This is a genomic window from Pseudomonas fluorescens group sp. PF-1, assembly GCF_054481335.1.
On record NZ_JBTMNG010000002.1, the window covers coordinates 2,266,264 to 2,291,825 of the forward strand.

26 protein-coding genes are annotated in these 25,562 nt (G+C 59.3%); 12 read left to right on the forward strand and 14 right to left on the reverse strand.

Going from position 1 to position 25,562, the window contains the following annotated elements; translation table 11 throughout:
* Positions 1–72: 72 nt before the first annotated feature.
* Complete coding sequence (gene cysB, locus ACX3YD_RS25270; protein ID WP_008031398.1) at positions 73–1,047, forward strand: HTH-type transcriptional regulator CysB; 975 nt, start codon at positions 73–75, stop codon at positions 1,045–1,047.
* Between the two features lie 13 nt (positions 1,048–1,060).
* Here the strand turns inward: cysB and ACX3YD_RS25275 are convergent, their stop codons facing one another.
* Complete coding sequence (locus ACX3YD_RS25275) at positions 1,061–1,543, reverse strand: GreA/GreB family elongation factor (RefSeq protein ID WP_103405321.1); 483 nt, start codon at positions 1,541–1,543, stop codon at positions 1,061–1,063.
* Positions 1,544–1,545: 2 nt separating this feature from the next.
* Positions 1,546–1,956, reverse strand: coding sequence for a hypothetical protein (locus ACX3YD_RS25280; protein WP_103405322.1), 411 nt, complete (start codon positions 1,954–1,956; stop codon positions 1,546–1,548).
* Between the two features lie 123 nt (positions 1,957–2,079).
* On the opposite strand from ACX3YD_RS25280, the gene earP reads away from it, so the two are divergent.
* Both earP and efp read left to right on the forward strand, forming a co-directional pair.
* Positions 2,080–3,222: an elongation factor P maturation arginine rhamnosyltransferase EarP gene (earP, locus tag ACX3YD_RS25285; RefSeq protein ID WP_103405323.1), complete on the forward strand. Its 1,143-nt coding sequence runs from the start codon at positions 2,080–2,082 to the stop codon at positions 3,220–3,222.
* 48 nt (positions 3,223–3,270) lie between these two features.
* Positions 3,271–3,840, forward strand: a complete 570-nt coding sequence (gene efp, locus ACX3YD_RS25290) for an elongation factor P (protein WP_008057003.1) — start codon at positions 3,271–3,273, stop codon at positions 3,838–3,840.
* 47 nt (positions 3,841–3,887) lie between these two features.
* Here efp and ACX3YD_RS25295 read toward each other — a convergent pair whose 3' ends face one another.
* The 5 genes from ACX3YD_RS25295 to ACX3YD_RS25315 form a co-directional block, all read right to left on the reverse strand.
* Positions 3,888–5,219, reverse strand: coding sequence for an IS4 family transposase (locus tag ACX3YD_RS25295; RefSeq protein ID WP_090462439.1), 1,332 nt, complete (start codon positions 5,217–5,219; stop codon positions 3,888–3,890).
* A gap of 129 nt (positions 5,220–5,348) precedes the next feature.
* Positions 5,349–6,359 (reverse strand): alpha/beta hydrolase, encoded by a 1,011-nt coding sequence (locus ACX3YD_RS25300; protein ID WP_090468070.1) that lies wholly within the window; start codon positions 6,357–6,359, stop codon positions 5,349–5,351.
* Between the two features lie 34 nt (positions 6,360–6,393).
* Positions 6,394–6,813 carry an organic hydroperoxide resistance protein gene (locus ACX3YD_RS25305; protein WP_047527178.1) on the reverse strand — a complete coding sequence of 140 codons (420 nt, stop codon included), beginning with the start codon at positions 6,811–6,813 and terminating at the stop codon, positions 6,394–6,396.
* 363 nt (positions 6,814–7,176) lie between these two features.
* Positions 7,177–7,641: a MarR family winged helix-turn-helix transcriptional regulator gene (locus ACX3YD_RS25310; protein ID WP_103405325.1), complete on the reverse strand. Its 465-nt coding sequence runs from the start codon at positions 7,639–7,641 to the stop codon at positions 7,177–7,179.
* 68 nt (positions 7,642–7,709) lie between these two features.
* Complete coding sequence (locus ACX3YD_RS25315) at positions 7,710–8,666, reverse strand: LysR family transcriptional regulator (protein ID WP_047527182.1); 957 nt, start codon at positions 8,664–8,666, stop codon at positions 7,710–7,712.
* Between the two features lie 111 nt (positions 8,667–8,777).
* Here ACX3YD_RS25315 and ACX3YD_RS25320 point away from each other — a divergent pair, with 111 nt between their 5' ends.
* Positions 8,778–9,527, forward strand: coding sequence for a sulfite exporter TauE/SafE family protein (locus ACX3YD_RS25320; RefSeq protein ID WP_458961326.1), 750 nt, complete (start codon positions 8,778–8,780; stop codon positions 9,525–9,527).
* Here ACX3YD_RS25320 and ACX3YD_RS25325 read toward each other — a convergent pair.
* Complete coding sequence (locus ACX3YD_RS25325) at positions 9,517–10,371, reverse strand: LysR substrate-binding domain-containing protein (RefSeq protein WP_103405327.1); 855 nt, start codon at positions 10,369–10,371, stop codon at positions 9,517–9,519. The two genes, ACX3YD_RS25320 and ACX3YD_RS25325, sit on opposite strands and share 11 nt — an antisense overlap.
* A gap of 96 nt (positions 10,372–10,467) precedes the next feature.
* Here ACX3YD_RS25325 and ACX3YD_RS25330 point away from each other — a divergent pair, with 96 nt between their 5' ends.
* Together ACX3YD_RS25330 and ACX3YD_RS25335 are read left to right on the forward strand one after the other, a co-directional pair.
* Positions 10,468–10,683 (forward strand): DUF1127 domain-containing protein, encoded by a 216-nt coding sequence (locus ACX3YD_RS25330; protein WP_103405328.1) that lies wholly within the window; start codon positions 10,468–10,470, stop codon positions 10,681–10,683.
* A 64-nt stretch (positions 10,684–10,747) separates the two neighbouring features.
* The gene (locus tag ACX3YD_RS25335) at positions 10,748–11,977 is read left to right on the forward strand and encodes a winged helix-turn-helix domain-containing protein (protein WP_458961327.1); all 1,230 of its coding nucleotides are present in this window, start codon (positions 10,748–10,750) and stop codon (positions 11,975–11,977) included.
* A gap of 112 nt (positions 11,978–12,089) precedes the next feature.
* Here the strand turns inward: ACX3YD_RS25335 and ACX3YD_RS25340 are convergent, their stop codons facing one another.
* The gene (locus ACX3YD_RS25340; protein WP_103405330.1) at positions 12,090–13,436 is read right to left on the reverse strand and encodes a class II 3-deoxy-7-phosphoheptulonate synthase; all 1,347 of its coding nucleotides are present in this window, start codon (positions 13,434–13,436) and stop codon (positions 12,090–12,092) included.
* A 150-nt stretch (positions 13,437–13,586) separates the two neighbouring features.
* On the opposite strand from ACX3YD_RS25340, the gene ACX3YD_RS25345 reads away from it, so the two are divergent.
* Positions 13,587–14,342 carry a spermidine synthase gene (locus ACX3YD_RS25345; protein ID WP_047527193.1) on the forward strand — a complete coding sequence of 252 codons (756 nt, stop codon included), beginning with the start codon at positions 13,587–13,589 and terminating at the stop codon, positions 14,340–14,342.
* A 65-nt stretch (positions 14,343–14,407) separates the two neighbouring features.
* Here the strand turns inward: ACX3YD_RS25345 and ACX3YD_RS25350 are convergent, their stop codons facing one another.
* The gene (locus ACX3YD_RS25350; protein ID WP_047527195.1) at positions 14,408–15,199 is read right to left on the reverse strand and encodes a crotonase/enoyl-CoA hydratase family protein; all 792 of its coding nucleotides are present in this window, start codon (positions 15,197–15,199) and stop codon (positions 14,408–14,410) included.
* A gap of 420 nt (positions 15,200–15,619) precedes the next feature.
* On the opposite strand from ACX3YD_RS25350, the gene ACX3YD_RS25355 reads away from it, so the two are divergent.
* Positions 15,620–17,293, forward strand: a complete 1,674-nt coding sequence (locus ACX3YD_RS25355; protein WP_047527197.1) for a DEAD/DEAH box helicase — start codon at positions 15,620–15,622, stop codon at positions 17,291–17,293.
* A gap of 92 nt (positions 17,294–17,385) precedes the next feature.
* On the opposite strand, the gene ACX3YD_RS25360 is transcribed toward ACX3YD_RS25355, so the two are convergent.
* Complete coding sequence (locus tag ACX3YD_RS25360) at positions 17,386–18,153, reverse strand: DODA-type extradiol aromatic ring-opening family dioxygenase (protein ID WP_103405331.1); 768 nt, start codon at positions 18,151–18,153, stop codon at positions 17,386–17,388.
* Positions 18,154–18,256: 103 nt separating this feature from the next.
* Between ACX3YD_RS25360 and ACX3YD_RS25365 the strand changes: the two genes are divergently transcribed.
* Positions 18,257–18,913, forward strand: coding sequence for a thiopurine S-methyltransferase (locus ACX3YD_RS25365; protein ID WP_090468085.1), 657 nt, complete (start codon positions 18,257–18,259; stop codon positions 18,911–18,913).
* Between the two features lie 61 nt (positions 18,914–18,974).
* On the opposite strand, the gene htpX is transcribed toward ACX3YD_RS25365, so the two are convergent.
* Together htpX and ACX3YD_RS25375 are read right to left on the reverse strand one after the other, a co-directional pair.
* Entirely contained in the window at positions 18,975–19,865 is an 891-nt protein-coding gene (gene htpX, locus ACX3YD_RS25370; protein WP_047527200.1) for a protease HtpX, read from the reverse strand.
* 316 nt (positions 19,866–20,181) lie between these two features.
* The gene (locus ACX3YD_RS25375) at positions 20,182–21,393 is read right to left on the reverse strand and encodes a pyridoxal phosphate-dependent aminotransferase (protein ID WP_047538412.1); all 1,212 of its coding nucleotides are present in this window, start codon (positions 21,391–21,393) and stop codon (positions 20,182–20,184) included.
* Between the two features lie 224 nt (positions 21,394–21,617).
* On the opposite strand from ACX3YD_RS25375, the gene msrB reads away from it, so the two are divergent.
* The 3 genes from msrB (at position 21,618) to ACX3YD_RS25390 (ending at position 23,110) form a co-directional block, all read left to right on the forward strand.
* The gene (msrB, locus tag ACX3YD_RS25380) at positions 21,618–22,013 is read left to right on the forward strand and encodes a peptide-methionine (R)-S-oxide reductase MsrB (RefSeq protein WP_458961328.1); all 396 of its coding nucleotides are present in this window, start codon (positions 21,618–21,620) and stop codon (positions 22,011–22,013) included.
* 153 nt (positions 22,014–22,166) lie between these two features.
* The gene (locus tag ACX3YD_RS25385; protein ID WP_103405332.1) at positions 22,167–22,652 is read left to right on the forward strand and encodes a glutathione peroxidase; all 486 of its coding nucleotides are present in this window, start codon (positions 22,167–22,169) and stop codon (positions 22,650–22,652) included.
* Positions 22,649–23,110: a MarR family winged helix-turn-helix transcriptional regulator gene (locus ACX3YD_RS25390; protein ID WP_103405333.1), complete on the forward strand. Its 462-nt coding sequence runs from the start codon at positions 22,649–22,651 to the stop codon at positions 23,108–23,110. The genes ACX3YD_RS25385 and ACX3YD_RS25390 overlap by 4 nt, the downstream gene beginning before the upstream one ends.
* Here ACX3YD_RS25390 and ACX3YD_RS25395 read toward each other — a convergent pair.
* The gene (locus ACX3YD_RS25395) at positions 23,094–25,415 is read right to left on the reverse strand and encodes a hybrid sensor histidine kinase/response regulator (RefSeq protein WP_458961329.1); all 2,322 of its coding nucleotides are present in this window, start codon (positions 25,413–25,415) and stop codon (positions 23,094–23,096) included. The two genes, ACX3YD_RS25390 and ACX3YD_RS25395, sit on opposite strands and share 17 nt — an antisense overlap.
* Positions 25,416–25,562 lie beyond the last annotated feature (147 nt).

Below are 25,562 nucleotides of genomic sequence, written 5' to 3' on the forward strand. Positions count from 1 at the left end.
TTCTTCAAACCATTAATATAGTTATATAACGTCGCTGATGCCCGTGGCGTCTATCTGCTTTGAGGGATTCATATGAAGCTTCAACAATTGCGCTACATCTGGGAAGTGGCGCACCACGACCTCAACGTTTCCGCTACCGCCCAAAGCCTGTACACCTCGCAACCGGGCATCAGTAAACAGATCCGACTGTTGGAAGACGAATTGGGCGTCGAGGTCTTCGCCCGCAGCGGCAAGCACCTGACCCGCGTGACCCCGGCTGGCGAGCGCATCATTACCACGGCTGGCGAGATTCTGCGCAAGGTCGAAAGCATCAAGCAGATCGCCCAGGAATTCTCCAACGAGAAGAAAGGCACCCTGTCGATCGCCACCACCCACACCCAGGCGCGTTATGCATTGCCGCCGGTGATCAGCAATTTCATCAAGCAATACCCGGACGTGGCCCTGCACATGCACCAGGGTTCGCCGATGCAGATCGCCGAAATGGCCGCTGACGGAACCGTGGATTTCGCCATTGCCACCGAAGCGCTGGAACTGTTTGGCGATCTGGTAATGATGCCGTGCTATCGCTGGAACCGCTGCGTGGTCGTGCCTCAGGGACACCCGCTGACCAAGCTGTCGAAGCTGACCCTCGAAGCCCTGGCCGAATACCCGATCGTGACTTACGTGTTTGGTTTCACCGGCCGTTCGAAGCTCGACGAAGCCTTCAGTCATCGTGGCCTGACGCCGAAAGTGGTGTTCACCGCGGCCGACGCCGACGTGATCAAGACCTATGTTCGCCTGGGACTGGGCGTGGGCATCGTGGCGAAAATGGCGGTCGACACCAAACTCGACAACGACCTGGTGGTCCTCGACGCCAGCGAGCTGTTCGAATCCAGCATCACCAAAATCGGGTTCCGTCGCGGCACTTTCCTGCGTGGCTTCATGTGCGACTTCATCGAGAAGTTCGCTCCGCACCTGACTCGCGAAGTCATGGCCAAGGCCATCCAGTGCCACAACAAGCAGGAGCTGGAAGAGCTGTTCGACGGCGTCGAACTGCCGGTCCATTGATCAGTGGGCGCCGCTAGACCACTTCGGTGACAGCAAACTGTTGCCGAGTACCCGCCACCAGAATCTCCACTTCATCGCCCTCGAACTTGCCCAGCAGGCTTTTGCCCAGCGGTGAGCGCGGGGTGATGACCGTGATCAGTTGCCCCACCAGATCGACCTTCAGGCCTGCCGCATCAGGTGCCAGAAACAGCCATTGCTCGCGACCCTTTTCGTCTTCAAGGCCGAGCAGTGCGCCGACCTCGATCCCGCGCTGCTCATCATAAGAACGCAGTATCAGGTTCTGGCAAAGTGCCAGTGACTGCCTGATCTCCTCGACCCGTTTGGCCTGGCCGGCGGCCAGATAGGACGCCTCCAGTCCCAGCGTGTCGTACTTGTTCTCGGCGATGTTTTCTTCATGGGTCGCGGTTTCGTATGCGGTCTGCGCGGCGCGTTCCGCGATGTCGAGATCAATGCGCAACTTGTCGAGAATCAGTTGGTGGACAGTTTGTTTGTTCATGGTCAATCGCAGAATTGCAAAACGTTGGCGCGACTTTTTTCGCTCGGTGCGGTGTGGTCCTGTTGCAGCCAGAACTGGCACTTGGGATTCGACAGATTGCGACTGCTGCTGCGAGCCTGATCGAGCCGTTGTGCTTGCTCGTTCTTGCGCAGGTTCTCTTCGTATTGCTCGAACAGCGGGCTCTGTGGAGGAATATCCGGTACCGGTTGTGCCGCAGCAGGCGGATTGGCCAGCTGCTGCACGGCCTGGGCCACGGGCGCCAATTGCTCGCTGAACAAAAAGCGAGAAGCGAGCCAGCAAGTCAGCGCAATGGCAATGAACCCCAGCCACAAACCGAGGGCGATGCTGCCGCTCAATTGCAAGGTGTTGAGCTGAATCGGCAATGGGCGGCGCGGGTTGGGACGGTAGGGCATGGCTGCCTCCTGGCGGTGGTCGCGGGCGAGTGGCGATTGTCGCACGAAGATTAATCGCCGTCGGCCCTTCTGCGCGGGGTAATTTATGCGGACAATCGGGGCTTTTGCCAACGGGAGCCTGGAATGCCTGAAATGAAAACCCGCTGGGATATTTTTTGTACCGTCGTCGACAACTTCGGCGACATCGGCGTGACCTGGCGTCTGGCCCGGCAACTGGTTGCCGAGCATTCGCAGGCGGTGCGGTTGTGGGTCGATGATCTGCGCGCCTTCGAGCGCCTCTGCCCGGACATCGACATCCACGCGTTGCAGCAATGGCAGCAAGGTGTTGAGGTGCGGCAGTGGGTGGCCGACTGGCAGCCCACTGAAGCCGCCGATGTGGTGATCGCCGCGTTCGCCTGCCAGTTGCCGGGTGCTTACATGGAGGCGATGGTCGAACGGGAAAAAACGCCGCTGTGGATGAACCTCGATTATTTGAGCGCCGAGGACTGGATCGTCGGCTGTCATGGCTTGCCGTCGGTGAAGTACAAGCAGGTGCAGAAGTTCTTTTTCTTCCCCGGGTTCCACAAGGGCACCGGTGGCTTGCTGCGTGAAAGCGATCTTCTTGAACGGCGTGAGCAATTTCAACAGAGTCCGGCAGCGCAGCGACTTTTCCTTCAAGGGCTGGGGATCGATCGCGCACCCGGCGCGCAACTGATCTCGCTGTTCGCCTACGAAAATACCGGCCTGGCCAGTTGGCTCGACGCGATGGCTGGCGACGTGACGCCCACGCATCTGTTGGTGCCGGAAGGGCGGATTCTTGGCGATGTCGAGCGTTGGCTCGGTGTGCAAGGGCTGGCGGCGGGTGCCGTGCATGTGCGCGACGCCTTGACCGTGCAAGTGCTGCCGTTCGTCCGACAGGACCAATACGACTTGTTGCTGTGGAGCTGCGATTTCAATGCCGTGCGCGGTGAGGACTCGTTTGTCCGCGCGCAGTGGGCGGGTCGACCAATGCTCTGGCACATCTATCAGCAGGACGAAGATGTCCATCTGGACAAGCTGGAAGCCTTCCTCGCGCTCTATGTGAAGGGCCTTTCCGGGCCGGCTGGCGAGGCGATCAGCGGTCTCTGGCGGGCGTGGAATGCCGGTGAAATAATGGCCGACCACTGGCAATCGACCCGCAAACACTGGCCAGAGCTGGAAAAGCACGCCCAAGCGTGGTGTCTGGAACAAGCCTTGCAGGCTGATCTTGCCACGGCGCTGGTACAGTTTTATGTAAATTGGATATGATACGCGGCCTAGATTTTTGTAAATCCCATCCAAATTCGGATATTCGCAATGAAAACTGGTAAAGAACTCAAACCCGGTACCGTGATCCGTATCGACAACGATCCTTGGCTGGTTCAGAAAGCTGAATTCACCAAGTCGGGTCGTAACAGCGCGATCATGAAGACCAAGCTGAAAAACCTGCTGACCGGTTACAAGACCGAAACCGTTTACAGCGCCGACGACAAGCTGGACGACGTGATCCTCGACCGCAAAGAAGCGACCCTGTCCTTCATCAGCGGCGACTCCTACACGTTCATGGACACCACCGACTACACCATGTACGAGCTGAACGCTGAAGACATCGAAAGCGTACTGCCGTTCATCGAAGAAGGCATGACTGACGTTTGCGAAGCCGTGTTCTTCGAAGGCCGTCTGGTTTCCGTAGAGCTGCCGACCACCATCGTGCGTCAGGTTGACTACACCGAAGGTTCCGCTCGCGGTGACACTTCCGGCAAGGTGATGAAGCCTGCCAAACTGAAGAACGGTACCGAACTGTCGGTTGCTGACTTCATCGAAATCGGCGACATGATCGAGATCGATACCCGCGAAGGCGGTTCCTACAAAGGCCGTGCCAAATAAGCACAGCTTCAGGAATGAAAAAGCCCGACCATTGAGTCTAATGCTGTTCACTTAAGTGGAGCAGCCTTACGGTCTACTGGAAATCGGGTTTTTGAGATCTTCACCGTCCTTGGCCTCGAAGGCCTTGGACGGTGATCCAGAAACAATCCTCCAATACCTGCCCTTAACTCTGCCAAGCGTCTCCCTGTGGCTGAAATCGGGTTGGCCGCTGCCATCACAATCAATTGCACCGCGATGTACTGACAAGCCGGTTTGAAACGGATGTCCGAGGGCGCTCGGCCAAACGCCACCGCTGCCTGACTGGCTTCCCGACGAATTACGTTGTAAGCCAGCAAAAGTCCCCACACCTCCTGATAAATCAGCTCGACTTTTTTGCTGCGCAAGGTCATGGCGTTCTGTTGCATCGAACTCTTGATGTCTCTGAAGCCCAGCTCGATCTCCCAGCGTTCCTGATAAAGCTTGGCCACGGCTTTGGCGTTGTAGGTGTCAACCGGCAAGGACGTCATGACGGTCTTCACCTTGCCTTGAATTTCATAGCTGACTTCACGTACCTCCCAGTGCGATGGAAGGGCCGGATTTCGCTTTCTGGCCTGCGGCGAGACTTTCATGCGCACCAAACGATCATGCTGGCTGTAGCGGCTCACTTCTTCGCAGACCAGTCCTTTTTTTGCCGGGATCAACCAGTGACGGTTGCTACCCGCGCTGCTCAGACTCGACAGCAGCTCGGCGCCCCAGAACCCTTTGTCGAACAGCGTCACCGAGTGGTCGGGAATCTGCTGCAAAAACTCGTCGGCCAAGCGCATTTCACTGCGTCGGTAAGGGCTCAATTGCGCATCCAGGATCACATGCGAACGCACATTCATCAGCGCCACCAGGCGCAGCATGGGAAATGGTGTCTGGCGCTCACTCGGAGTATTTCCCGACCCGAAGTGGTCCCGAAGCTCGGGCGTATCCGGGGTGCGTAAAAGTGCACCGTCCACCGCGAATACCTGCAGGTCGTGCCAGGCATCATCGTCGTAGCGCTCTGCCCCCCATTGAGTACCGGTCTTGCGAAACAGCCACTCAACAGGATCGGCACCGAGCCGCTTTCGCGCCTCGGTCACACCGCTGCGGGCCAACAAGTGGTCAGAAGCCAGACCTTGGGCGCAGATATTCAGGCGTCTGGCCACTTCGTGAACGGGCTCATCTCGAAATAGCGCCATCCCCAAGACCAACCAAAGCACTTGATCAGCGGGCAGACGACGCCGGCGAATGGTCGCCTGACTCGACAAATCCAGTGCAGACGCTACCCATTCAAGGGGAATGTTTTGAGTAAAAGTGCTCAGGTCGCAGAAGTTGAAAAGGTCGCCGAGGTCGAGCAGGTCCTGTTGAACAGACATAAAAAATCCGATGCCAGAGGTCTGGCATCGGATTTTCGATGAAGCCCGGTTTGGACTCAAATGCTTAAGTGAACAGCATTAGACCATTGAGTCGGGCTTTTTTGTGTTTGCGGTTTGAGGCTCAATTTTTTATTTCAGGTGCTCTTTGAGTTCTTGCGAAGCCTGCAACATCGCCGAACGCACCGCTGGCACCTGACTGACCACGTTAAGCAAGCCGTAGTCGTGGATCATGCCGTTGTAACGAACCGAGGTCACCGGCACGCCGGCTTCATCAAGTTTGCGGGCGTAGGCTTCACCTTCATCGCGCAGGACGTCGGCACCCGCCGTTTGCACCAGCGCCGGTGGCAGGCCCTTGAGTTGCGCAGTGGTGGCCCGCAGCGGCGAGGCGTAGATCTCGTTACGTTGATTGGCGTCGGTGGTGTAGTTGTCCCAGAACCACTTCATCATGTTTTTGCTGAGGAAGTGCCCCTCGGCGAACTGGTTGTACGAACCCGTCTCGAAGTTGGCGTCGGTCACCGGCCACAGCAACACCTGGAACCTGATCGCCGGTGTGCCCTTGTCTTTGGCCATCAGTGCAACCACGGCCGCCATGTTGCCACCGACGCTATTGCCGGCCACGGCCAGGCGTTTGCCGTCGACATGGATCTCTTTGCCGTGCTCGGCCACCCACTGGGTTGCGGCGTAGGCCTGGTTGATCGCCACCGGGTAGTGCGCTTCCGGCGACGGTGTGTAGTTGACGAAAACCGCCGCTGCACCCGAACCGACAACCAGGTCACGCACCAGTCGTTCGTGGGTCGGGAAGTCGCCCAGTACCCAGCCACCACCGTGGAAGAACATGAACACCGGCAGCTCACCCTTGACCCCGGCCGGCCGGACAATGGTCAGGTTCAGCGGCTGGCCGTCGACCTGAATCGTCTTCTGGCTGACATCGGCTTTTGGCAGCGTCAGCTTCACCCCGGCCTGCGCTCCTACCAATACGGCGCGCGCTTGGGCAGGTGTCATTTGCTCCATCGGTTTGCCGGTGCCGGCATTGAGCACATCGAGGAATGCCTGGGTGTTGTGTTCAACGTCGCCGGCAAATGCGCTCTGGATGGACAGGGCGAGGAGGGTACCGGTCAAGACTTTGCTGAAAGTGTTCATGTTCATTTCCTGTTCGGGCCTGGGCAATCAGCGGTTAGACGGTGACGTGCAGGCGCACATCGACGTTGCCGCGGGTGGCGTTGGAGTACGGGCAGACCTGGTGGGCCGCGTCGACCAGGGATTGCGCGTCGGCCTGTTCAAGGCCCGGCAGGCTGATATGCAAGTCGATGTCCAGACCGAAGCCGCCAGGGATCTGACCGATACCGACGTGGGCGGTGATCGATGCGTCGTTCGGGATGCTGCGTTTGGTCTGGCTGGCGACGAATTTCAGAGCGCCGATGAAGCAGGCGGAGTAGCCGGCTGCGAACAATTGCTCAGGGTTAGTTGCTGCGCCGCCCGCACCGCCGAGTTCTTTCGGGGTGGCGAGTTTGACGTCGAGGATGTTGTCACTGGAAACCGCACGACCATCACGGCCACCAGTGGAAGTTGCGATTGCGGTGTAGAGAGTTTGCATGGTGAAAGCCTCGTTCGGGTTGGGTTGTTTGCGCTAAATATTTGCGCGCTAAGTAAGTGCGAAATGAATGTATCGCGCAAATATTTAGCGCGCAATATAAGTTTTTAAGAAAAGTCTATCCAGGGATCGCGTCGATGCGACCGAATTGGCTGGAAGGCTTGATTTAGAGGCGCGGGAGGGGGAAAGGCGGGTCGCAAAAAAATTTATGCGGCCGGGATTTCAAATACGCAGGCGATTCTTGTGGGAGCGGGGCTTGCCCGCGATAGCGTCCTGTCAGTCGACATCAATGGCTCTGACATACCGCAATCGCGGGCAAGCCCCGCTCCCAAAGGATTCAGGTTTACACAAACGGGTGATGCGGATTCAAATCAGGCTTTCCTGCAGGTGATGACGCAGCGCTTGCAGCTCCGCTTGCAGTGTCTGCAGTCGCTCCAGCGTCATGCCGCTCGCACCGAGGATGCATTGGGGGATGTCACGGGCCTGGTCGCGCAAGGCGCGGCCCTTGGCGGTGAGTTCCACGATCACCACGCGCTCATCTTCACGGCTGCGGGTGCGACTGAGCAGGCCTTCGGTCTCCAGGCGTTTGAGCAGCGGCGTGAGCGAGCCAGGATCGGTCAGCAAGCGTGCGCTGATTTCGCCTACGGTCAAACCGTCCTGTTCCCACAGCACCAACATCGCCAGGTACTGCGGATAGGTCAGGCCCAACGCCTGGAGCAAAGGTTTGTAGACCTTGGTCATCATCAGTGAAGTGGAGTGCAGGGCGAAGCAGGCCTGATTGTCCAGCAGCAGGTCGTCGCAGGTGTCCGGGGTGTCGCGCTCGGTGGTCATGTCAAAGCCTTGATCAGTGATCTTCAGAATCTAGCGGGCGAATCTTTAATGCGCCAGACAATTCTCGACTAGTGGCGGCCCAGGTGGGTTTGCAGCACCAGGTCCCACGGCGGTATCGGGCTGAAACGGCTTTTCAGGTATTCCAGCAGCAAGCGGCTGCGGGAATTGGGTTGCTGTTCCAGGCGCAAGGCATAGATCCCGGAGCTCTCGGGTTTCGGCAGGCCGCTCTCACAGAACAAGGGCAACAGTTCGCCACGCAGCAGGTATTCACTGGCCAGCCAGGTCGGCAAATGCGCAATACCCAATCCGGCCAATGCACCGCAGACCAGCGCCTCGGCATTGTTGGCGCTCATGCGCACCCGGGAAGGGCGGTGCAATTGCATTTGGCCGTCTCGCTCGAATCGCCAAGCGAAGGGGGGAGCCAGGCCATCCCAATCGAGGCCGTCATGATCAATCAACTGAGCCGGATCGGTGGGTACGCCCCGGCGCTGCAAATAGTCGGGACTGGCGCAGGCGATGCGCATCATGCTCGCCAGCGGCGTGGCCACCAGCCGGGTGTCGGCCATCTGCCCGGCACGCAGTACCAGATCGACCTTGCCCAGATTCAAACCTTGCATGTCGACAAAACTGTCAATCAGGTGCAATTGCACATCGAGGCCGGGATAAAGCATCAAGAAATCGGCGATCACCGGGGCCAGATGCCGGCGACCGAACGCGGCCGGCGCATCGACCCGAATCAAACCTTCCGGCGCGCTGCTGAGGGATACGGCTTCCGCCCTGGCCAGGCGTAACTCTGCGACGATCCGCCGTGCGCGTTCTGCAAAGGCCAGCCCCGCCGGCGTGGCGCGCACCGCGTGGGTGCTGCGTATGAATAACTGACTGCCTACGGCGCTTTCCAGGCTATCGATGCGCCGGGCCACCGCCGAAGGCGTCAGCGGATGACGGCGGGACGCCGCAGAAAAGCTCCCGGTTTCCAGCACGTCCAGAAACAGGCCCAGTTGATCAGTCAATTGATTCGGATTCATGTGTGGTCAATGCTTGTGCGAAATTGGCATAGCCATTGTGCGTTGCTGTGCGTTTCCGAGCCAGAACCAACTGCGTAGGATGAATCGCCTCACCCAAAGGGAAAAACGGCTGTGATTGAGTTTCTGATGTATCTGGTCTTCGGCGCAGCCCTGGGAACCCTTGGCGGGATTTTCGGCATCGGCGGAGGCTTGATTGCCATTCCCTTGCTGGGCGTGTTGTGCGGTCTCGATCAGCAGATTGCCCAAGGGACGGCGTTGGTGATGGTCGTGCCGAATGTGATGCTGGCACTGTGGCGTTATCACCAACGCAACCGCATCGAGTTGCGCCACGCGTTGCCGTTGGCTTCGATGGGGTTCTGTTTCGCCTGGATCGGTTCGATTTGGGCCGTGGGCATTGATGCGCAGATCATGCGGATTGGCTTTGTCGCGTTTCTGGTCGCTCTGTCGGCCTACAACCTGGTGCGCATGTTCACCGCCAGCGCACCGGCCTCGGCGCAGATGAATTATTCGTGGCCGTGGCTGGGTGTGCTCGGCGCGGCGTCCGGAACCATGGGCGGGTTGTTTGGTGTAGGCGGGGCGGTCGTGGCTACGCCGGTATTGACCAGTCTGTTCGGTACCACGCAAGTGGTGGCGCAGGGCTTGTCGCTGGCGCTGGCATTGCCAAGCACCGGCGTCACGCTGGTCACCTATGCCGTACACCATCAGGTGCACTGGATGATTGGCGTGCCACTGGCGCTCGGTGGCCTGATGAGCATCAGTTGGGGGGTGAGGGTCGCCCACGCCATGCCCGAGCGGTTGCTGCGCGGATTGTTCTGCGGCTTCCTGGTGTGCTGCGCGGTGATGCTCGCCTTTAAGGTTTGAAGCCTTCGACGATGTGGTCGGCCAGGCATTCGGTTATCGGGGACGGGTTGTGCAGGTTGCGCACCAGCATGATGCTGGCCTCGGGCAGGCTCGGCAGGTCTTCGGCCTCACCGAGGATGCGCATGTCTGCGGTGATCAGGCTTTCCAGTTGCGCGGTCACGGCCAGACCGGCGCTGACCACTGCCATGATCGCCGACAGGCTGTCGCTGTTGTACGCCACGCGATAATCGCGGCCCATGACATCGAGGGCGTTACAGGCCCACAGGCGGCAGAAGCAATCACTGTTGAACATCGCCAGTGGCAGCGGCGTCTGCTCGTGGGCGCTGTAGCATTGCGCCTCGGCCCAGACCAAGCGTTCCTTGCGCAGTAGCTGACCGATCTCGCTGCCCGGTTCGCGAGTCACGATGGACAGGTCGAGGTCCTGGCGCATCAGCAATTGTTTGGACGACTCGCAGTGCACTTCGATCTGGATCAGCGGATAGGACTGGGCAAACCGGCGCAGTATCCCCGGCAGAAAACGCATCACGTAATCGTCCGGTGTGCCGATCCGTACCGTGCCGACCATGTGCGGTTCGCGCAAGGTGTTGAAGACTTCGCTGTGCAGCTTGAGGATGCGCCGGGCGTACCCGAGCAATACCTGGCCTTCCGCCGTCAGCCGAACCTGCCGGCCGTCGCGCTGGAACAGCTGGCGCTGCAATACATCTTCTTCCAGCCGCTTCATCTGCATGCTCACGGCCGACTGGGTGCGGTTGACCAACTCTCCGGCGCGGGTAAAGCCGCCTTGGTCGGCGATGGCGACGAAGGTGCGCAGCACTTCGGTGTCGATGCTCGGGTAGGCGGACATTCATCAATCTCCGAGATATGTGACATCAGAAACATTCGTTGGATTGATCTTAGTCCTGGCGCGAGACTGGAGCTATCCAAAACGGAGGGCAACAAGATGAAAGGTCAACATGAATACCCAGCGGTAGAAAAGCACTCGATCCACCTGGTATCCGATCTGCTGCACAAATTCAGTCGCTGGTACGAGCTGCACAAGGAGCGCGAACTGCTGGCGAGTCTGAGCGATGAAGCGCTGAAAGATATCGGCATGAGTCGTGCGGATGTCGAATTCGAGTCGGTCCAGCCATTCTGGAAAGACCCGATGCATAAATGATGAGTGCCACGCTACACAAACCACTTACCGGTGAGGTAGGTTGCGAGCAGACAAGGAGATGCTCATGCCCGCAACGTTGTCCTTTACCCTCAAACAGGCTCGGCGTCTGGCGCTGGCTGCCCAAGGGTTCAACGGGCGTCAGCCGCCAGCGACGATCAAGCCGCTTCAGCTCAACCGCCTGATCGAGCGACTGGGCGTTCTGCAGATCGACTCAGTCAATGCCTTGGTGCGTTCGCACTACCTTCCGCTGTTTTCCCGCCTTGGAAACTACACTTGCGACGTGCTCGACCAGGCTGCCTGGAGTCAGGGCCGGCGTCGAACATTGTTCGAATACTGGGGCCACGAGGCCTCTTTACTGCCCCTGTCGATGTACCCGTTGCTGCGCTGGCGCATGCAGCGAGCGAGTCGTGGCGAAGACATTTATCAACAACTGGCGCGTTTTGGTCGTGAGCAGCAGGACGTCATCCGTCGGGTTCTGGCCTCTGTCGAGGCGCAGGGCGCGCTGGGGGCCGGAAGTCTGTCGACCCGCCAGGAGCGGGCGGGGCCGTGGTGGGACTGGAGTGCGGAAAAGCATGCATTGGAATGGTTGTTCGCCACCGGTGAAGTGACCGTGGCCGGCCGGCGTGGGTTTGAACGGCTCTATGATTTGCCGGAGCGGGTGATTCCCTCGGCGATTCTTTCGCAGCCACGGGTTGATGAGGCGCAAGCCCAGCGCGGATTGCTGTTGCATGCCATGACAGCATTGGGCGTCGGCACGGAAAAGGATCTGCGCGACTACTTTCGCCTGAATCCCGCTGATAGCCGTCCACGTCTGGCGGAGTTGGTTGAGGCCGGTGAGTTGCTCACCTGCGAAGTCCAGGGCTGGCGCCAACTGGCCTATTGCCTGCCTGAGCCCAAGGTACCGCGCAAGGTCGAGGCCAGTGCCTTGCTTTCACCTTTCGATTCACTGATCTGGGAACGCAGTCGTACCGAACGCCTGTTCGACTTTCGCTATCGGCTGGAGATCTATACGCCGCAGGACAAGCGAATTTACGGCTATTACGTCCTGCCGTTCCTGCACAACGAACGGATTGCCGCGCGGGTTGATCTGCGCGCCGAACGGGCGGTCGGTCGACTGGCGGTGCACGCGGTGCATGAGGAAGAACCGGGTCTGGATGACGAAGGGATGCTGGCGTTGGCGGCCAATCTGCGACAGATGGCGCAATGGTTGGGGCTGGCGCAGGTTCAGTTGAATTGTCCGCGGGCGAGTGCGGACAGGTTGCGGGTGGCCTTGGCCAGCATTTGCGGGGTTTGATCTGAGGGCATCGCTGGCAAGCCAGCTCCCACAGAGGTTGCGTCGTGCACATTATTGCCCAACGACGTAAATCCTGTGGGAGCTGGCTTGCCAGCGATGGGGGCGATGCGAGTTAGCGCCGAACCTGCTTCAAAGTCTCTGCTATCAAAAACGCCAACTCCAGCGACTGATCGGCATTCATCCGCGGGTCGCAATGGGTGTGGTAACGATCCGACAAGCCGTCTTCGGTAATCGGCCGCGCACCGCCGATGCATTCGGTGACGTTCTGCCCGGTCATCTCGATGTGGATGCCGCCGGCGTAGCTGCCCTCGGCTTCGTGCACCTGGAAGAACTGCTTCACTTCGCCAAGAATCTGCGCGAAGTCACGGGTCTTGTAGCCGCTGCTGGCCTTGATGGTGTTGCCGTGCATCGGGTCGCAACTCCACAGCACTTGCTTGCCTTCACGCTGTACGGCGCGGATGAGCTGCGGCAAGTGATCGCCGACCTTGTTCGCGCCCATGCGCGCAATCAGGTTCAGGCGGCCTGGATCGTTGTCCGGGTTGAGCACATCGATCAGGCGAATCAGGTCTTCAGGGTTCATGCTCGGACCGACCTTGACCCCGATCGGGTTGTTCACCCCGCGCAGGAACTCGACATGGGCACCGTCGAGCTGACGGGTGCGGTCGCCGATCCACAGCATGTGCGCCGAGCAGTCGTAGTAGTCGTTGGTCAGGCTGTCGCGACGCACGAAGGCTTCTTCGTAGTTCAGCAGTAGCGCTTCGTGGGCGGTGAAAAAACTGGTCTCGCGCAGTTGCGGCGAACTGTCCATGCCGCAGGCGCGCATGAAGGCCAGGGTTTCATCGATGCGGTCGGCCAGGTGGCTGTATTTTTCCGCCAGGGCCGAGTTGGCGATGAAGTCCAGGTTCCACTTGTGTACCTGATGCAGATCGGCAAAGCCGCCCTGGGCAAAGGCGCGCAGCAGGTTCAGGGTGGCGGTGGACTGGTGGTAGGACTGCAGCAGGCGCTCCGGGTCCGGTACGCGGCTTTTTTCATCGAAGCCGATGCCGTTGACGATGTCGCCACGGTAGGCGGGCAGGGTCACGCCGTCGATGGTTTCGTCGTTGGCCGAGCGCGGCTTGGCGAATTGCCCGGCCATGCGCCCGACCTTGACCACCGGGCAGCCGGCGGCAAAGGTCATGACAATCGCCATTTGCAGCAGCACCTTGAAGGTGTCGCGGATTTTCGCGGCGGAGAACTCGGCGAAGCTTTCGGCGCAGTCGCCGCCCTGCAACAGAAACGCCCGGCCCTGGGTCACTTCGGCAAACTGACGGCGCAACTCCCGGGCTTCACCGGCAAACACCAGCGGCGGATAGCTGGACAGGGTTTGCTCGACTTGCAGCAAATGCGCCGCGTCGGGGTATAGGGGTTGTTGCTGGATCGGCAGGGCGCGCCAGCTGTCAGGGCTCCAGGGTTGGCTCATCGCAGTCTCTAATGTTTTACGCTCGGACAGCCATGTTATCAGCAATTAGTGCGTGACCTGTTCCCGTCGCTTCGCGGACAATCGCGCCTTTGCCCCACCCTGTTGGCGGTGTTATTGCGTTGCCGGGCCCGGTGACGATCAGGAGACGAAATGACTGAGGAGCGCGTCGAGCATCTGCTCGCCGAGGTGCAGGACGAATTTGGCGTGATTCGCGTGCTGGAAGTGGCCGATTACCGCTTTCTCGAATTCGGTGATGCCATCGAACAAAGCTGCGTCTTCACGGCCGATCCGAGCTGGCTCGAATATGACTACACCCGGGCCATGCTGATCGGTGCGCTGTGCCACGAGCAGCCGGAAAGTGCATTGTTTCTGGGCCTCGGTGCCGGGACGCTGACCCAGGCGTGCCTCAAGTTCCTGCCGCTAGAGGACGTCGAAGCCATCGAGTTGCGCCCTGACGTGCCGCGCCTGGCCATCGAATACCTCGGGCTCGATGACGATCCGCGCCTGTACATCCGCGTGGGGGATGCGCTGGAGTTGCTCGACACTGCGGAGCCGGCGGACCTGATTTTTGTCGACTTGTATACCGATGTCGGTCCCGGAGTCGGACACCTGGCCTGGACTTTCCTGGAAAACTGCCAGAAACGCCTGAATCCGGGCGGCTGGCTGGTGATCAATCAATGGGCTACCGATGATGGCAAACCATTGGGTGCCGCGTTGCTGCGCGGGCTCTACCATCGGCATTACTGGGAATTGCCGGTGAAAGAAGGCAATGTGATCCTGATCGTGCCTTCGGAGCTGGATCAGCAACTGGACATGGACGGCCTGATCGCGCGGGCCGAAGGGCTGGCGCCGCGGTTGGGGTATTCGTTGCAGCCGTTGATCAAGGCAATTCGTCCGGCGAGCTGATTGTTGTCTGTGCGGACCTCATCGCGAGCTTGCTCGCGATGAGGTCATGGAGGCCAACACACATTTCACATGCCTTTGAAGACTCCGGGACGCCGCTCCACCAACGACAAAACACCCTCCCGGGCATCCTCGCTGCTCATCAGCTTCTTCACCAGCGCCGGCAACCCTTGCGCGGCCACCGTTTCCCCTTCATAACGCGCCTGCCGGGCCGACATCAATGTCGCCTGAACCCCGAGTGGCGCCTGCCGGGCAATTCGCTCGGCCAGCTCGATTGCCCGTGGCAGCAAATCCTCGCTGGCCATGACTTCCTGCACCAGCCCCAGGTGCAAGGCATCATGGGCATCGAACTCATCCCCGGTCAGCATCCAGCGCATCGCGTTCCCCCAGCCGGCGACTTGATGCAGGCGCAGGGTGGCGCCTCCAAAGGGGAAAATGCCGCGTTGCACTTCCATTTGCGCAAAACGGGTGTTGCTGGCGCACAGGTTGATATCGGCGGCCAGCATCAACTCGATGCCAATCGTCAGGCAGTAGCCCTGAGCGGCGACAATCACCGGTTTGTTGACCCTCGGACCGGCGAACACGCCCCACGGATCACAGCCGCCGGGCGGTGCCTGCCAGCCTTCGGTCAACGTGGCGCTGGCATTGACCAGGTCCAGTCCGGCGGTGAAATGCTCGCCATGACCGAAGACCACCGCCACCCGCGCTTCGGTGTCAGCCTCGAACTCGCCGTACGCCAGGCTCAATTCGTTGAGCAAGTCGAGATCGAAGGCGTTGCGTTTGGCGACCCGATCCAGGCCGATCATCAGGACATGACCACGCTTTTCACGGCTCACGCGGCTGGTGTTGAGCTCTTTCATGGTGCATTTCCTCGGGCGGGAAGGGGAGTCAGACCGACGGTCTGCCTGTTCAAGATGAACCGTTTTAGCGCCAGCGCCCGCATGGCCGGGCCTTTGAAAAATAGACGCTCGCCTGATTATCCGCAAAGCCTGTGACAGAACGCCGTGCACAGGAGTTTTTCGATAAAAAAAGCTCCCTTTTTCAGCAAATTCCGGTATAGTGCGCGCCGGCCTTTAGCCGGGCCGCGTTTAGGTAGAGCAATTCCCCGAAGTCAGCTTCGGCTGCACGTCCGCATCGCGGACTCTTCCTTGACGATTCTTTTCATTCATTCGTTTTCGCAAATCCCCGCCGACAAAGCTGCCAGGGCGACTCTTGAGTCTCAACACGGCACGCGCAGCTTTGGAGCATGGGTCTTTGCGGATGCACTTAGAGGCAGACCCATGACCCAGGAAACCGGCGGCTTCGCCGCTTTTAATCTTAATCCGAATATTCTTGCAGCCGTCACCGCGACTGGCTACGAAGAGCCATCGGCTATTCAGCAGCAATCGATCCCGATCATCATGGCCGGTCACGACATGATTGGTCAGGCGCAAACCGGTACGGGTAAAACCGCCGCGTTCGCCCTGCCGATCCTGCATCGCATCGATCCTGCAAAGCGCGAGCCGCAAGCCCTGATCCTGGCCCCAACTCGTGAGTTGGCGCTACAAGTTGCAACCGCTTTCGAAACCTACGCCAAGCAAATGCCGGGCGTGACTGTTGTGGCTGTCTACGGCGGTGCGCCGATGGGCCCACAGCTGAAAGCAATCCGTAATGGCGCACAGATCGTTGTCGCCACTCCGGGCCGTCTGTGCGACCACCTGCGTCGTGACGAAAAAGTACTGGCGACCGTGAACCATCTGGTTCTCGACGAAGCCGACGAAATGCTCAAGCTGGGCTTCATGGACGACCTGGAAGTTATCTTCAAGGCTCTGCCTGCAACCCGTCAGACCGTATTGTTCTCGGCCACCTTGCCGCAATCGATCCGTGCCATTGCCGAACGCCACCTGCGCGATCCGCAACACGTGAAGATCCAGACCAAGACCCAGACCGTTACCGCGATCGAACAGGCTCACCTGTTGGTTCACGCTGACCAGAAGACTTCTGCCGTTCTCAGCTTGCTGGAAGTGGAAGATTTCGATGCGCTGATCATGTTCGTGCGTACCAAACAAGCGACCCTGGACCTGGCCAGTGCCCTGGAAGCCAAAGGCTACAAAGCCGCTGCGCTGAACGGTGACATTGCCCAGAACCAGCGCGAGCGCGTGATCGACTCCCTCAAGGATGGCCGTCTGGACATCGTTGTGGCGACCGACGTTGCTGCTCGTGGCCTGGACGTTCCGCGCATCACTCACGTGTTCAACGTTGACATGCCGTACGATCCAGAGTCCTACGTTCACCGTATCGGCCGTACCGGCCGTGCCGGTCGCGAAGGTCGTGCGCTGTTGCTGGTGACTCCACGTGAGCGCCGCATGCTGCAGGTCATCGAGCGTGTAACCGGTCAGAAAGTTGCCGAAGTTCGCCTGCCGGACGCTCAAGCCGTTCTGGATGCGCGCATCAAGAAACTGACCAACAGCCTGTCGCCGCTGGTGGCTGAAGCTGAATCGACCCATGGTGAACTGCTGGATCGCCTGACTGCCGATATCGGTTGCAGCCCGCGTGCCTTGGCCGCAGCCCTGCTGCGCAAGGCTACCAACGGTCAAGCGCTGAACCTGGCCGCTATCGAGAAGGAGCGTCCACTGGTGCCGAACAACGCACCGCGTGGCGATCGTCCAGAGCGTTCCGGTGATCGTCCTGAGCGTGGTGACCGCGAGCGTCGCGCACCAATGCCTCTGGCCGAAGGTCGTGCTCGTTGCCGTACCGCGCTGGGCGCGCGTGATGGCATCGCGGCCAAGAACCTGCTGGGCGCCATCCTCAATGAAGGTGGCCTGGCTCGTGAAGCCATCGGTCGCATCCAGGTGCGTGACAGCTTCAGCCTCGTTGAGCTGCCGGAAGATGGTCTGGAGCGTCTGCTGACCAAGCTGAAGGACACTCGCGTTGCCGGTAAGCAGTTGAAGCTGCGTCGCTACCGCGAAGATTGATCCGCTTTCGGGCTGATTGATCGCACATAAAAAATCCCCGACTGGTTCGGGGATTTTTTTTGTCCGGATGGCAGGGCGACTTGGTGTACCGGTCAGCCGAAACGATAGATGTCCATGCCCAGTGCACCCATAGTGAATCCTTGGTGGGCGATGCTGAAATCCCCCCCGGCCGCGCGGGCAAAGTACAGCGGCAGCAGGTGTTCATCGCTGGGATGATTGCGCACGGCATTGGGTGCCCGTTGGCGATAATCGTTCAGGGCTGCCTCGTCGTTGGCCGCAAGCTTTTCGACCATCCAGTCCCGGAACGCCTGTGCCCAAGGCTCCACGCTCTCAGGGCCGGCATGCCAATCCAGTTCTCGCAGGTTATGGGTGATGCTGCCGGAGCCGATCAGCAGTACGCCGTGCTGGCGCAGGCTGCTCAGCGCCTGTCCGACGTGGGCCTGCAGGGCAGGGCCGCCACGGGTTGGCAGTGAAACCTGAACAATCGGGATGTCCGCCTGCGGATACATCAAGGACAGCGGAACCCAAACACCATGATCGAAAGGTCGGTTGGAATCGATGCGGGCGGGAAGGTTGCTGGCCTTCAACAGTTCGACGACCTCGGCTGCCAGCTGTGGATCGCCGGGTGCCGGGTACTCGACTTCAAACAAGGCTTTAGGGAAACCGCCGAAATCATGCCAGGTATCAGGTCGTGGATGACCGCTGACCAACAGTTCATTGCTTTCCCAGTGCGCGGAAACAATCACGATGGCTTTGGGTTTCGGCAACTCGGCCGCCAGGCGAGCCAGGGCAGGCCCGCTGGCACCGGGTTCCAGGGCGAGCATCGGGGAACCATGGGATATGTAAAGGCTGGGGAACATGAACGAGCTCCGGAGAGTTAAGATGGCACCATCTTCAGTCAGATCATTGATCTAAATCTAATATAAGTTTTAGGGTGTTTTGATCGAATTTTTGGGGTTACTTATGCAGCCGGAGTTTTGGCACAAGAAGTGGGCGTCGAATCAGATCGGCTTTCACTTGCCGCAAGTGAATCCTTATCTTCAACGGTTCTGGCCAGCGTTGGGCCTGGAAGAGGGCAGTCGCGTTCTGGTGCCCTTGTGTGGGAAGAGTCTGGATGTGTTGTGGCTCGCTCATCAGGGGCACGAGGTTCTGGGCGTCGAACTATCGGAAAAAGCCATCGAGGACTTTTTCAGCGAGCATCACTTTGACCCTGCGGTGAGCGAGCAGGGGCCGTTCAAGGTTTATCGGGCAGGCTCCATCGAGCTTTGGTGCGGTGACTTCTTCGAGCTGACAGCCGGCGATGTGGCTGATTGCTCTGCGCTTTATGACCGGGCCGCATTGATTGCGCTACCACCATCAATGCGCGAGCAATATGCCACGCATTTGAAGCGGATCCTGCCCAAGGATTGCCATGGGCTTTTGATCACCCTCGATTATGACCAGGCTCAAATGGACGGCCCACCGTTTGCCGTGCTGGATGACGAAGTGCAGCGATTGTTTGGCCAGGCATGGTCGCTAAAAATCCTGGAGGATCAGGATGTGCTGAGCGAGAGCGGGAAATTTCTGGAGGCGGGGGTTACCCGGCTTGAGGAGCGGGTGTATCGGGTGTCCACCCGGTAATCCGTGAAGACCCAAAAAAGGCCCGCATCACTGCGGGCCTTCTTGTTTGCCACGGAGTCTCTTAGCCCCGGCGACGAGCCAGCGCATCGATACGCTCTTCCAGCGGCGGGTGGCTCATGAACATGCGGGCGAAGCCCTGTTTGATGCCACCGTTGATGCCGAAAGCGTTCAGGGTGTCCGGCATGTGCACGGGCAGCCCCTGTTCCGCACGCAAGCGTTGCAGGGCGCCGATCATCGCAGCCGTACCGGCAAGTTGTGCACCGGCTTCGTCGGCGCGGAACTCGCGTTTGCGCGAGAACCACATGACGATGGCGCTGGCGAGGATACCCAGCACCAGTTCGGCGAAGATGGTCGCCACGTAGTAGGCGATGCCCTGACCTTCTTCGTTCTTGAAGATCACCTTGTCGACGAAGTTACCGATAATCCGTGCGAAGAACATTACGAAGGTGTTCACCACGCCCTGGATCAGTGCCAGCGTGACCATGTCGCCATTGGCCACGTGGCCGATTTCGTGGGCCAGTACGGCTTTCACTTCATCGGGCGAGAATCGTTCGAGCAAACCCTGGCTGACCGCGACCAGTGCGTCGTTCTTGTTCCAGCCGGTGGCGAAGGCGTTCGCTTCGTAGGCTGGGAAAATCCCGACTTCGGGCATCTTGATCCCGGCTTCGCGGGACAATTGCTCGACGGTTTGCAGTAGCCATTGTTCGTGACGAGTGCGTGGCTGGGTAATGATCTGGGTGCTGGTGCTCATCTTCGCCATCCACTTGGAGATGAACAGCGAGAACAGGGAACCGGCGAAACCAAAGACCGCACAGAAAATCAGCAGCTGATTGAGGTTGAGATCAACCCCGTTGGCCGCCATGAACCCGTTGAAGCCGAAAAGGCTCAGGGTGATGCTGGCAATCAGCACGACCGCCAGGTTAGTGGCCAAAAACAGCAGGATGCGCATCATGGTTGTAGAAATCTCCTTTTGCTAAAGATGTAGCGTACTGCGGGGTATATAAGGTGCTGCACCGGGGTATTCAACCAAGTGACTATTTCAAACTGTGTCTTACGGCAACAGCTTAGCTGCTTGAAGGGCATTTCCGAGGTTTCGGCAGGAAGAGTTTGTAGGCCATTGGACGCCCCGAACCCCGTCGCCGCTAGTCGTGGGCCGGCAAGTGGGTACAGGTGTGGGGTTGATACGTCGGTGAGCCGCAGGATGCAAACATATGTTGCTGAATGAATCACCGTGCGACCCGCCAGGGCGTCGCACGGTGAAAATCCGCTTATTGGCGATAGGACTTCAGGAAGTTGCCAATGCGCCCGATGGCCATGTCCAGATCATCCACGCGCGGCAGGGTGACAACGCGGAAATGGTCAGGCCATGGCCAGTTGAAGGCCGTGCCTTGCACCACCAGCAGCTTCTCGGAGAGCAGCAGGTCGAGGACGAATTTCTCGTCGTTGTGAATCGGGCAGACTTTCGGATCGATGCGCGGGAACGCATACAACGCGCCCATCGGCTTGACGCAGCTCACGCCCGGAATGTCGTTGAGCAGTTCCCAGGTGCGGTTGCGCTGCTCCAGCAGGCGTCCTGGCGGCAACACCAGATCGTTGATGCTCTGATATCCCCCCAGTGCGGTCTGGATCGCATGCTGGCTCGGCACGTTGGCGCACAGGCGCATGTTGGCCAGCATATCGATGCCTTCGATGTAGCTCTGGGCATGGTGTTTGGGGCCGGATATGGCGATCCAGCCGGAACGGAAACCGGCCACCCGATAGGACTTGGACAGACCGTTGAAGGTCAGGCACAGCAGGTCTGGCGCCAGGGAAGCCGTGCAGATATGCACGGCGTCGTCGTAAAGGATCTTGTCGTAGATCTCGTCGGAGAACACCACCAAATTATGCTGGCGCGCCAGTTCCAGCATGCCCAGCAGCACTTCTTTCGAATACACCGCACCGGTGGGGTTATTCGGGTTGATGATCACTAGCGCCTTGGTATTCGGGGTGATCTTGGCCTTGATATCGGCCAGGTCCGGCCACCAGTTGGCCTGCTCGTCGCACAGATAGTGCACCGGGCTTCCGCCCGACAGGCTGACCGCGGCGGTCCACAGCGGGTAGTCCGGCGCCGGGACCAGCACTTCGTCACCATTGTTGAGCAGGGCCTGCATCGACATCACGATCAGTTCGGAAACGCCGTTGCCCAGATAGATGTCTTCAATGCCGACACCTTCCACCTGCTTCTGTTGGTAGTACTGCATGACGGCCTTGCGTGCGCTGAACAGGCCTTTGGAATCGCTGTAACCCTGGGCGGTGGGCAGGTTGCGGATGACGTCCTGGAGGATTTCGTCCGGCGCTTCGAAACCAAAGGGCGCCGGGTTGCCGATGTTCAGCTTGAGGATGCGATGGCCTTCCTCTTCCAGGCGTTTGGCGTGCTTGAGCACTGGGCCGCGAATGTCGTAGCAGACGTTGGCGAGCTTGTTCGATTTGCTGACCTGCATGGCGATGTGTTCCCGAAAATGAACGATCCAGGCGGCGAATGACCAACCGTACTGGGAATCCTGCGTAATCACAGGTCTGAAGCCTTGAGAGGCAGCACCCATAAATCCGTTTGAATGCGCGTGGTCTGGCTGCCAGACTGGCGTTTGACGAGGCGCAATCATACGTGCCGCCCGATCCGTGGAAAAGATACAGATCGGGCTTTTTCAGCTGCTGAGGTGTGACGATGGAAAAGTTGGAAAAACCCCTGGAAGAATGGAAAGCCATGCTCGATCCGGAGCAGTACAACGTATGCCGGCTCAAGGGCACCGAGCGCCCGTTCTCCGGCAAGTACAACGACACCAGGACCGACGGTGTCTACCACTGCATCTGCTGCAACGAACCGCTGTTCGACTCCAGGACCAAATTCGATTCCGGCTGCGGTTGGCCAAGCTTCTACGCACCGATCGCCGACAGCGCCATGATCGAGATTCGTGATGTCAGCCACGGCATGATCCGCACTGAAGTGGTCTGCGCCAGATGCGATGCGCACCTGGGACACGTATTTCCAGATGGCCCGCCACCGACCGGCCTGCGTTATTGCATCAACTCGGTGTGCCTGGACCTCGTCCCTCGAGACTGAACCGGGGCGTGGGGATGCCCTGCAGGCGCTGACAAGCCAGTGCCTGCAGGTTCGGGTTCTACCGAACGAGCAGCGTCGATTGATTAATTAAATTGCACGCAATTCAATTGCTCGCTACTTTATGTTCACTTCCCTTCAATCGGTACCTCGAACATGAGCGATAACCTGCTGAGCATCCCTTGCACCACCATCAAGGGCGAGCAAAAGACCTTGGCGGATTTCGCCGGTAAAGCCGTGCTGGTGGTCAATACCGCGAGCAAGTGCGGTTTCACGCCTCAGTACAAAGGCCTTGAAGAGCTGTGGCAGACCTACAAGGATCAAGGCCTGGTCGTGCTGGGCTTTCCCTGCAATCAATTCGGCAAGCAGGAGCCGGGCAGCGAAGGAGCGATCAGCGAGTTCTGCGAGCTCAACTACGGCGTGAGTTTTCCGCTGTTCAAGAAAATCGACGTCAACGGTGCCGGTGCTCACCCACTGTTCGTCCAGTTGAAAAAGCGCGCGCCGGGCGTGCTCGGGTCACAGGGCATCAAGTGGAATTTCACCAAATTCCTGATCGGCAAGGACGGCCAGTTGGTCAAGCGTTTCGCCCCGGCGACCAAGCCGCAGGACCTGAGCCGCGAGATTGAAGCCTTGCTCAAATGAACAGCCTGTCAGTCGATTCGCTGAATCTCGACAGCCAGCTCTGCTTCAAGCTATACGCCGCTTCCCGTGCAGTGATTCGTGCTTACAAGCCGATGCTCGATCAGTTGGGTCTGACTTATCCGCAATACCTGGTCATGCTGGTGTTGTGGGAATGGCAGGAAAAAGCACCCGAACAGCCGACGGTCAAGGCGCTGGGTGAACGCCTGGCCCTGGATTCGGGCACGCTGACTCCACTGCTCAAGCGCCTGGAACAGTTGCAACTTGTGCAGCGTCAGCGCTCGGCGCGGGATGAGCGTGAGGTGCACCTGAGCCTGTCGCCAACCGGTCTGGCGTTGCGCGATCGGGTCGGGCCACTGAAGGCTCGCCTGCTTTGCGACAGCGGTGTGGATCTGGGTGGATTGAATCAGCTGCGCGATGGCCTCGATCATCTGTTGGGGCAAATCAAGACTCTGTCGTAAGGGGGATCCACACGTCGAGCAGGGCAGCCAGTTCTTCCCGGCTGAAGGGTTTGGCCAGGTAGTCGCTCATACCGGCAGCACGACATCGTTCGCGTTCCTCGGACATGGCATTGGCGGTCAGAGCGACGATGGGAAGTTGTGGCCAGCGTCCGCTGCGGCGGATTTGCCGGCTGGCTTCATAGCCATCCATCACCGGCATGTTGCAGTCCATCAGCACCAGATCGAATTCCTTGTACTCCAGCTGATCCAGCGCCTCGGCACCGTGGGCAGCGACGGTGACATCGCAGCCGAGTTTCCCGAGCATGCCTTTGGCCACCAGTTGGTTGACCGGGTTGTCTTCAACCAGCAGCACCCGTCCGCGTCGTTGCGGTGAGTGGGTGTCGATATGGGGGGCATTGACGATGCCGGTATCCGGTTGAAGGATTCTTCGTAAGGTCTGGTGCAGTGCGTTGCGTGCCAAGGGGCGTGCCTGTTGTTGCAGGGGGGCGAGGGCGCTGACCTGATCGCTGGGCATGAAACTGCCGTAAGCGGTCACCAGCAAAATTGGCGCGGTGAAAGTGGGACGCAGGTTGAACAGGCATTCGGGGCAATCGGTAATCAGCACATCGGGCGCCAATCCGGTCAATGGGGCATCGATGGCGCACTGATGATATTCAAGCCCCCATCCTGGCAACAAGCTGCCGAGCAATTCCGCCAAACCGCTGCTGGCTGCAGTGATTGCAACCACTCTGCCTTGCAGCGCCGGGATGGCGAGTGCCCGGGTGTGACGGGGGAGTGGCAATTCTGCGCAGAACTGGCTGCCGAAACCCGCTTCCGAACTGATGGTGAGGCGGCCCTGCATGGCTTCGCAGAGATTGTAGGTCAGGGCCAGCCCCAGCCCGGTGCCACCAAATTGCCGGGTGATGCCGGCACCGGCTTGAGTGAACGGCTGGAAAATCTTGACCTGTGCGTCCTGCGGGATACCGATGCCCGTATCGCAGACTTCGATTCTGACGCCGCCATCGAAGGACGACAGACGTACATCGACCCGACCGAATCGGGTGAATTTGAGCGCGTTGGACAGCAGGTTGCTGACGATTTGCCTGACCCGGGTCGGATCGCCGAGCACCAGCGCCGGAAACTGCGGTTCGATCAGGCAGGTCAGTTCGACACTCGGCGCGGCGTTCTGCGACAGCAGGTTGGCGGTGTCTTCGATCAGCGAGGCGAGGTCGAACGGGATGTGTTCGAGTTCCAGCTGACCGGCATCGAACTTCGACAGATCAAGGATATCGTTGAGCAACTCCACCAGAACCTTGCCCGAGTCATGGGCGATGGACAGTTGTTGCTGTTGCTCGGGATTCAGCGGGCCATCGAGGGACAGCGCGATCATCCCCAGCAGGCCATTGAGGGGCGTGCGAATTTCATGACTCATGTTGGCCAGGAACGCCGAGCGTGCTTCAGCCATGTCCAGGGCTGTGCTGCGAGCGGTTTCCAGTTCCTGGTTGGACTGGCTGAGCCGCGCATTGATCGCCTTGAGTTCCGCCGTGCGGGCCGAGACGATGTTTTCCAATTGGCCGAGATAGTCGGTCAGGCGGTTTTCGGCGTTGCGCCGCTGCTGGATTTCGGTGGCGACATTTTCAAACTGCTGGTTGGCCACTTTCACCAGCACGCCGATTTCATCGTCGGCGTGCCCCGCCGGACATTCCAGTGACGTCGGCTCCATACTGCGCGAATCGCGGCCACTGAGTTCGTGGATCAGGCGCACCAATGGTTTGGTCAGCATCACGTAGAACAGTGCCAGCAGGATGCCCGACAGGATCAGACTGCGGGCGAAGCCGTTAAGCAGGGTCACCTCGGCCCGACGCAGGAAACGGTAGCCGAAGGAGTAAGTGTCGACGTCCAGTTGCAGCGTGCCAAGGGATTCGTTCGGCAAGTGATCCAGATACAAGCGGTCTTCAAACTGGCGATCGGCACCAAACAGGAAGTCGCTGAGCACCCGATAGCCGCTTTGCAAGCCCGGGCGTTTGACGTTGGCCAGCACGTTGCCGTTGTTGTCCGTCAGTTTCGCGCCGATGATCGCGGGTGAGCGCAGCAGGCCCAGTGTCAGTTCCTGAGCCAGTTCGGCATCGATGTTATAGGCGATGCGGGACGCGGGGTTGTGGCTGATTTCCAGTAAAGACTGTATTTCGCGGTTGATGGAAGCGTCTTCACTGGCATAATCGATGCCTATTTGCAGCAGGCTGAGCAGCATGCCCAGAATGAAACCGACCAGCACGGTAAGCCGCGCCTGTTTGTAAGACAGTCGGTTGGTGAATTTAATGTCCATGGGGTGTTGAACCACTTCCGTTTCCCTTCGCTGCTCAAGCATAGTCGATCATGCATGGATTCCGATGTGCCTGGCGAGCCCTTGCACACGGGGCTAATCGCTCATCGACCACCATGTTTCGTCGCTGTATCGCCATCATTACTGTGA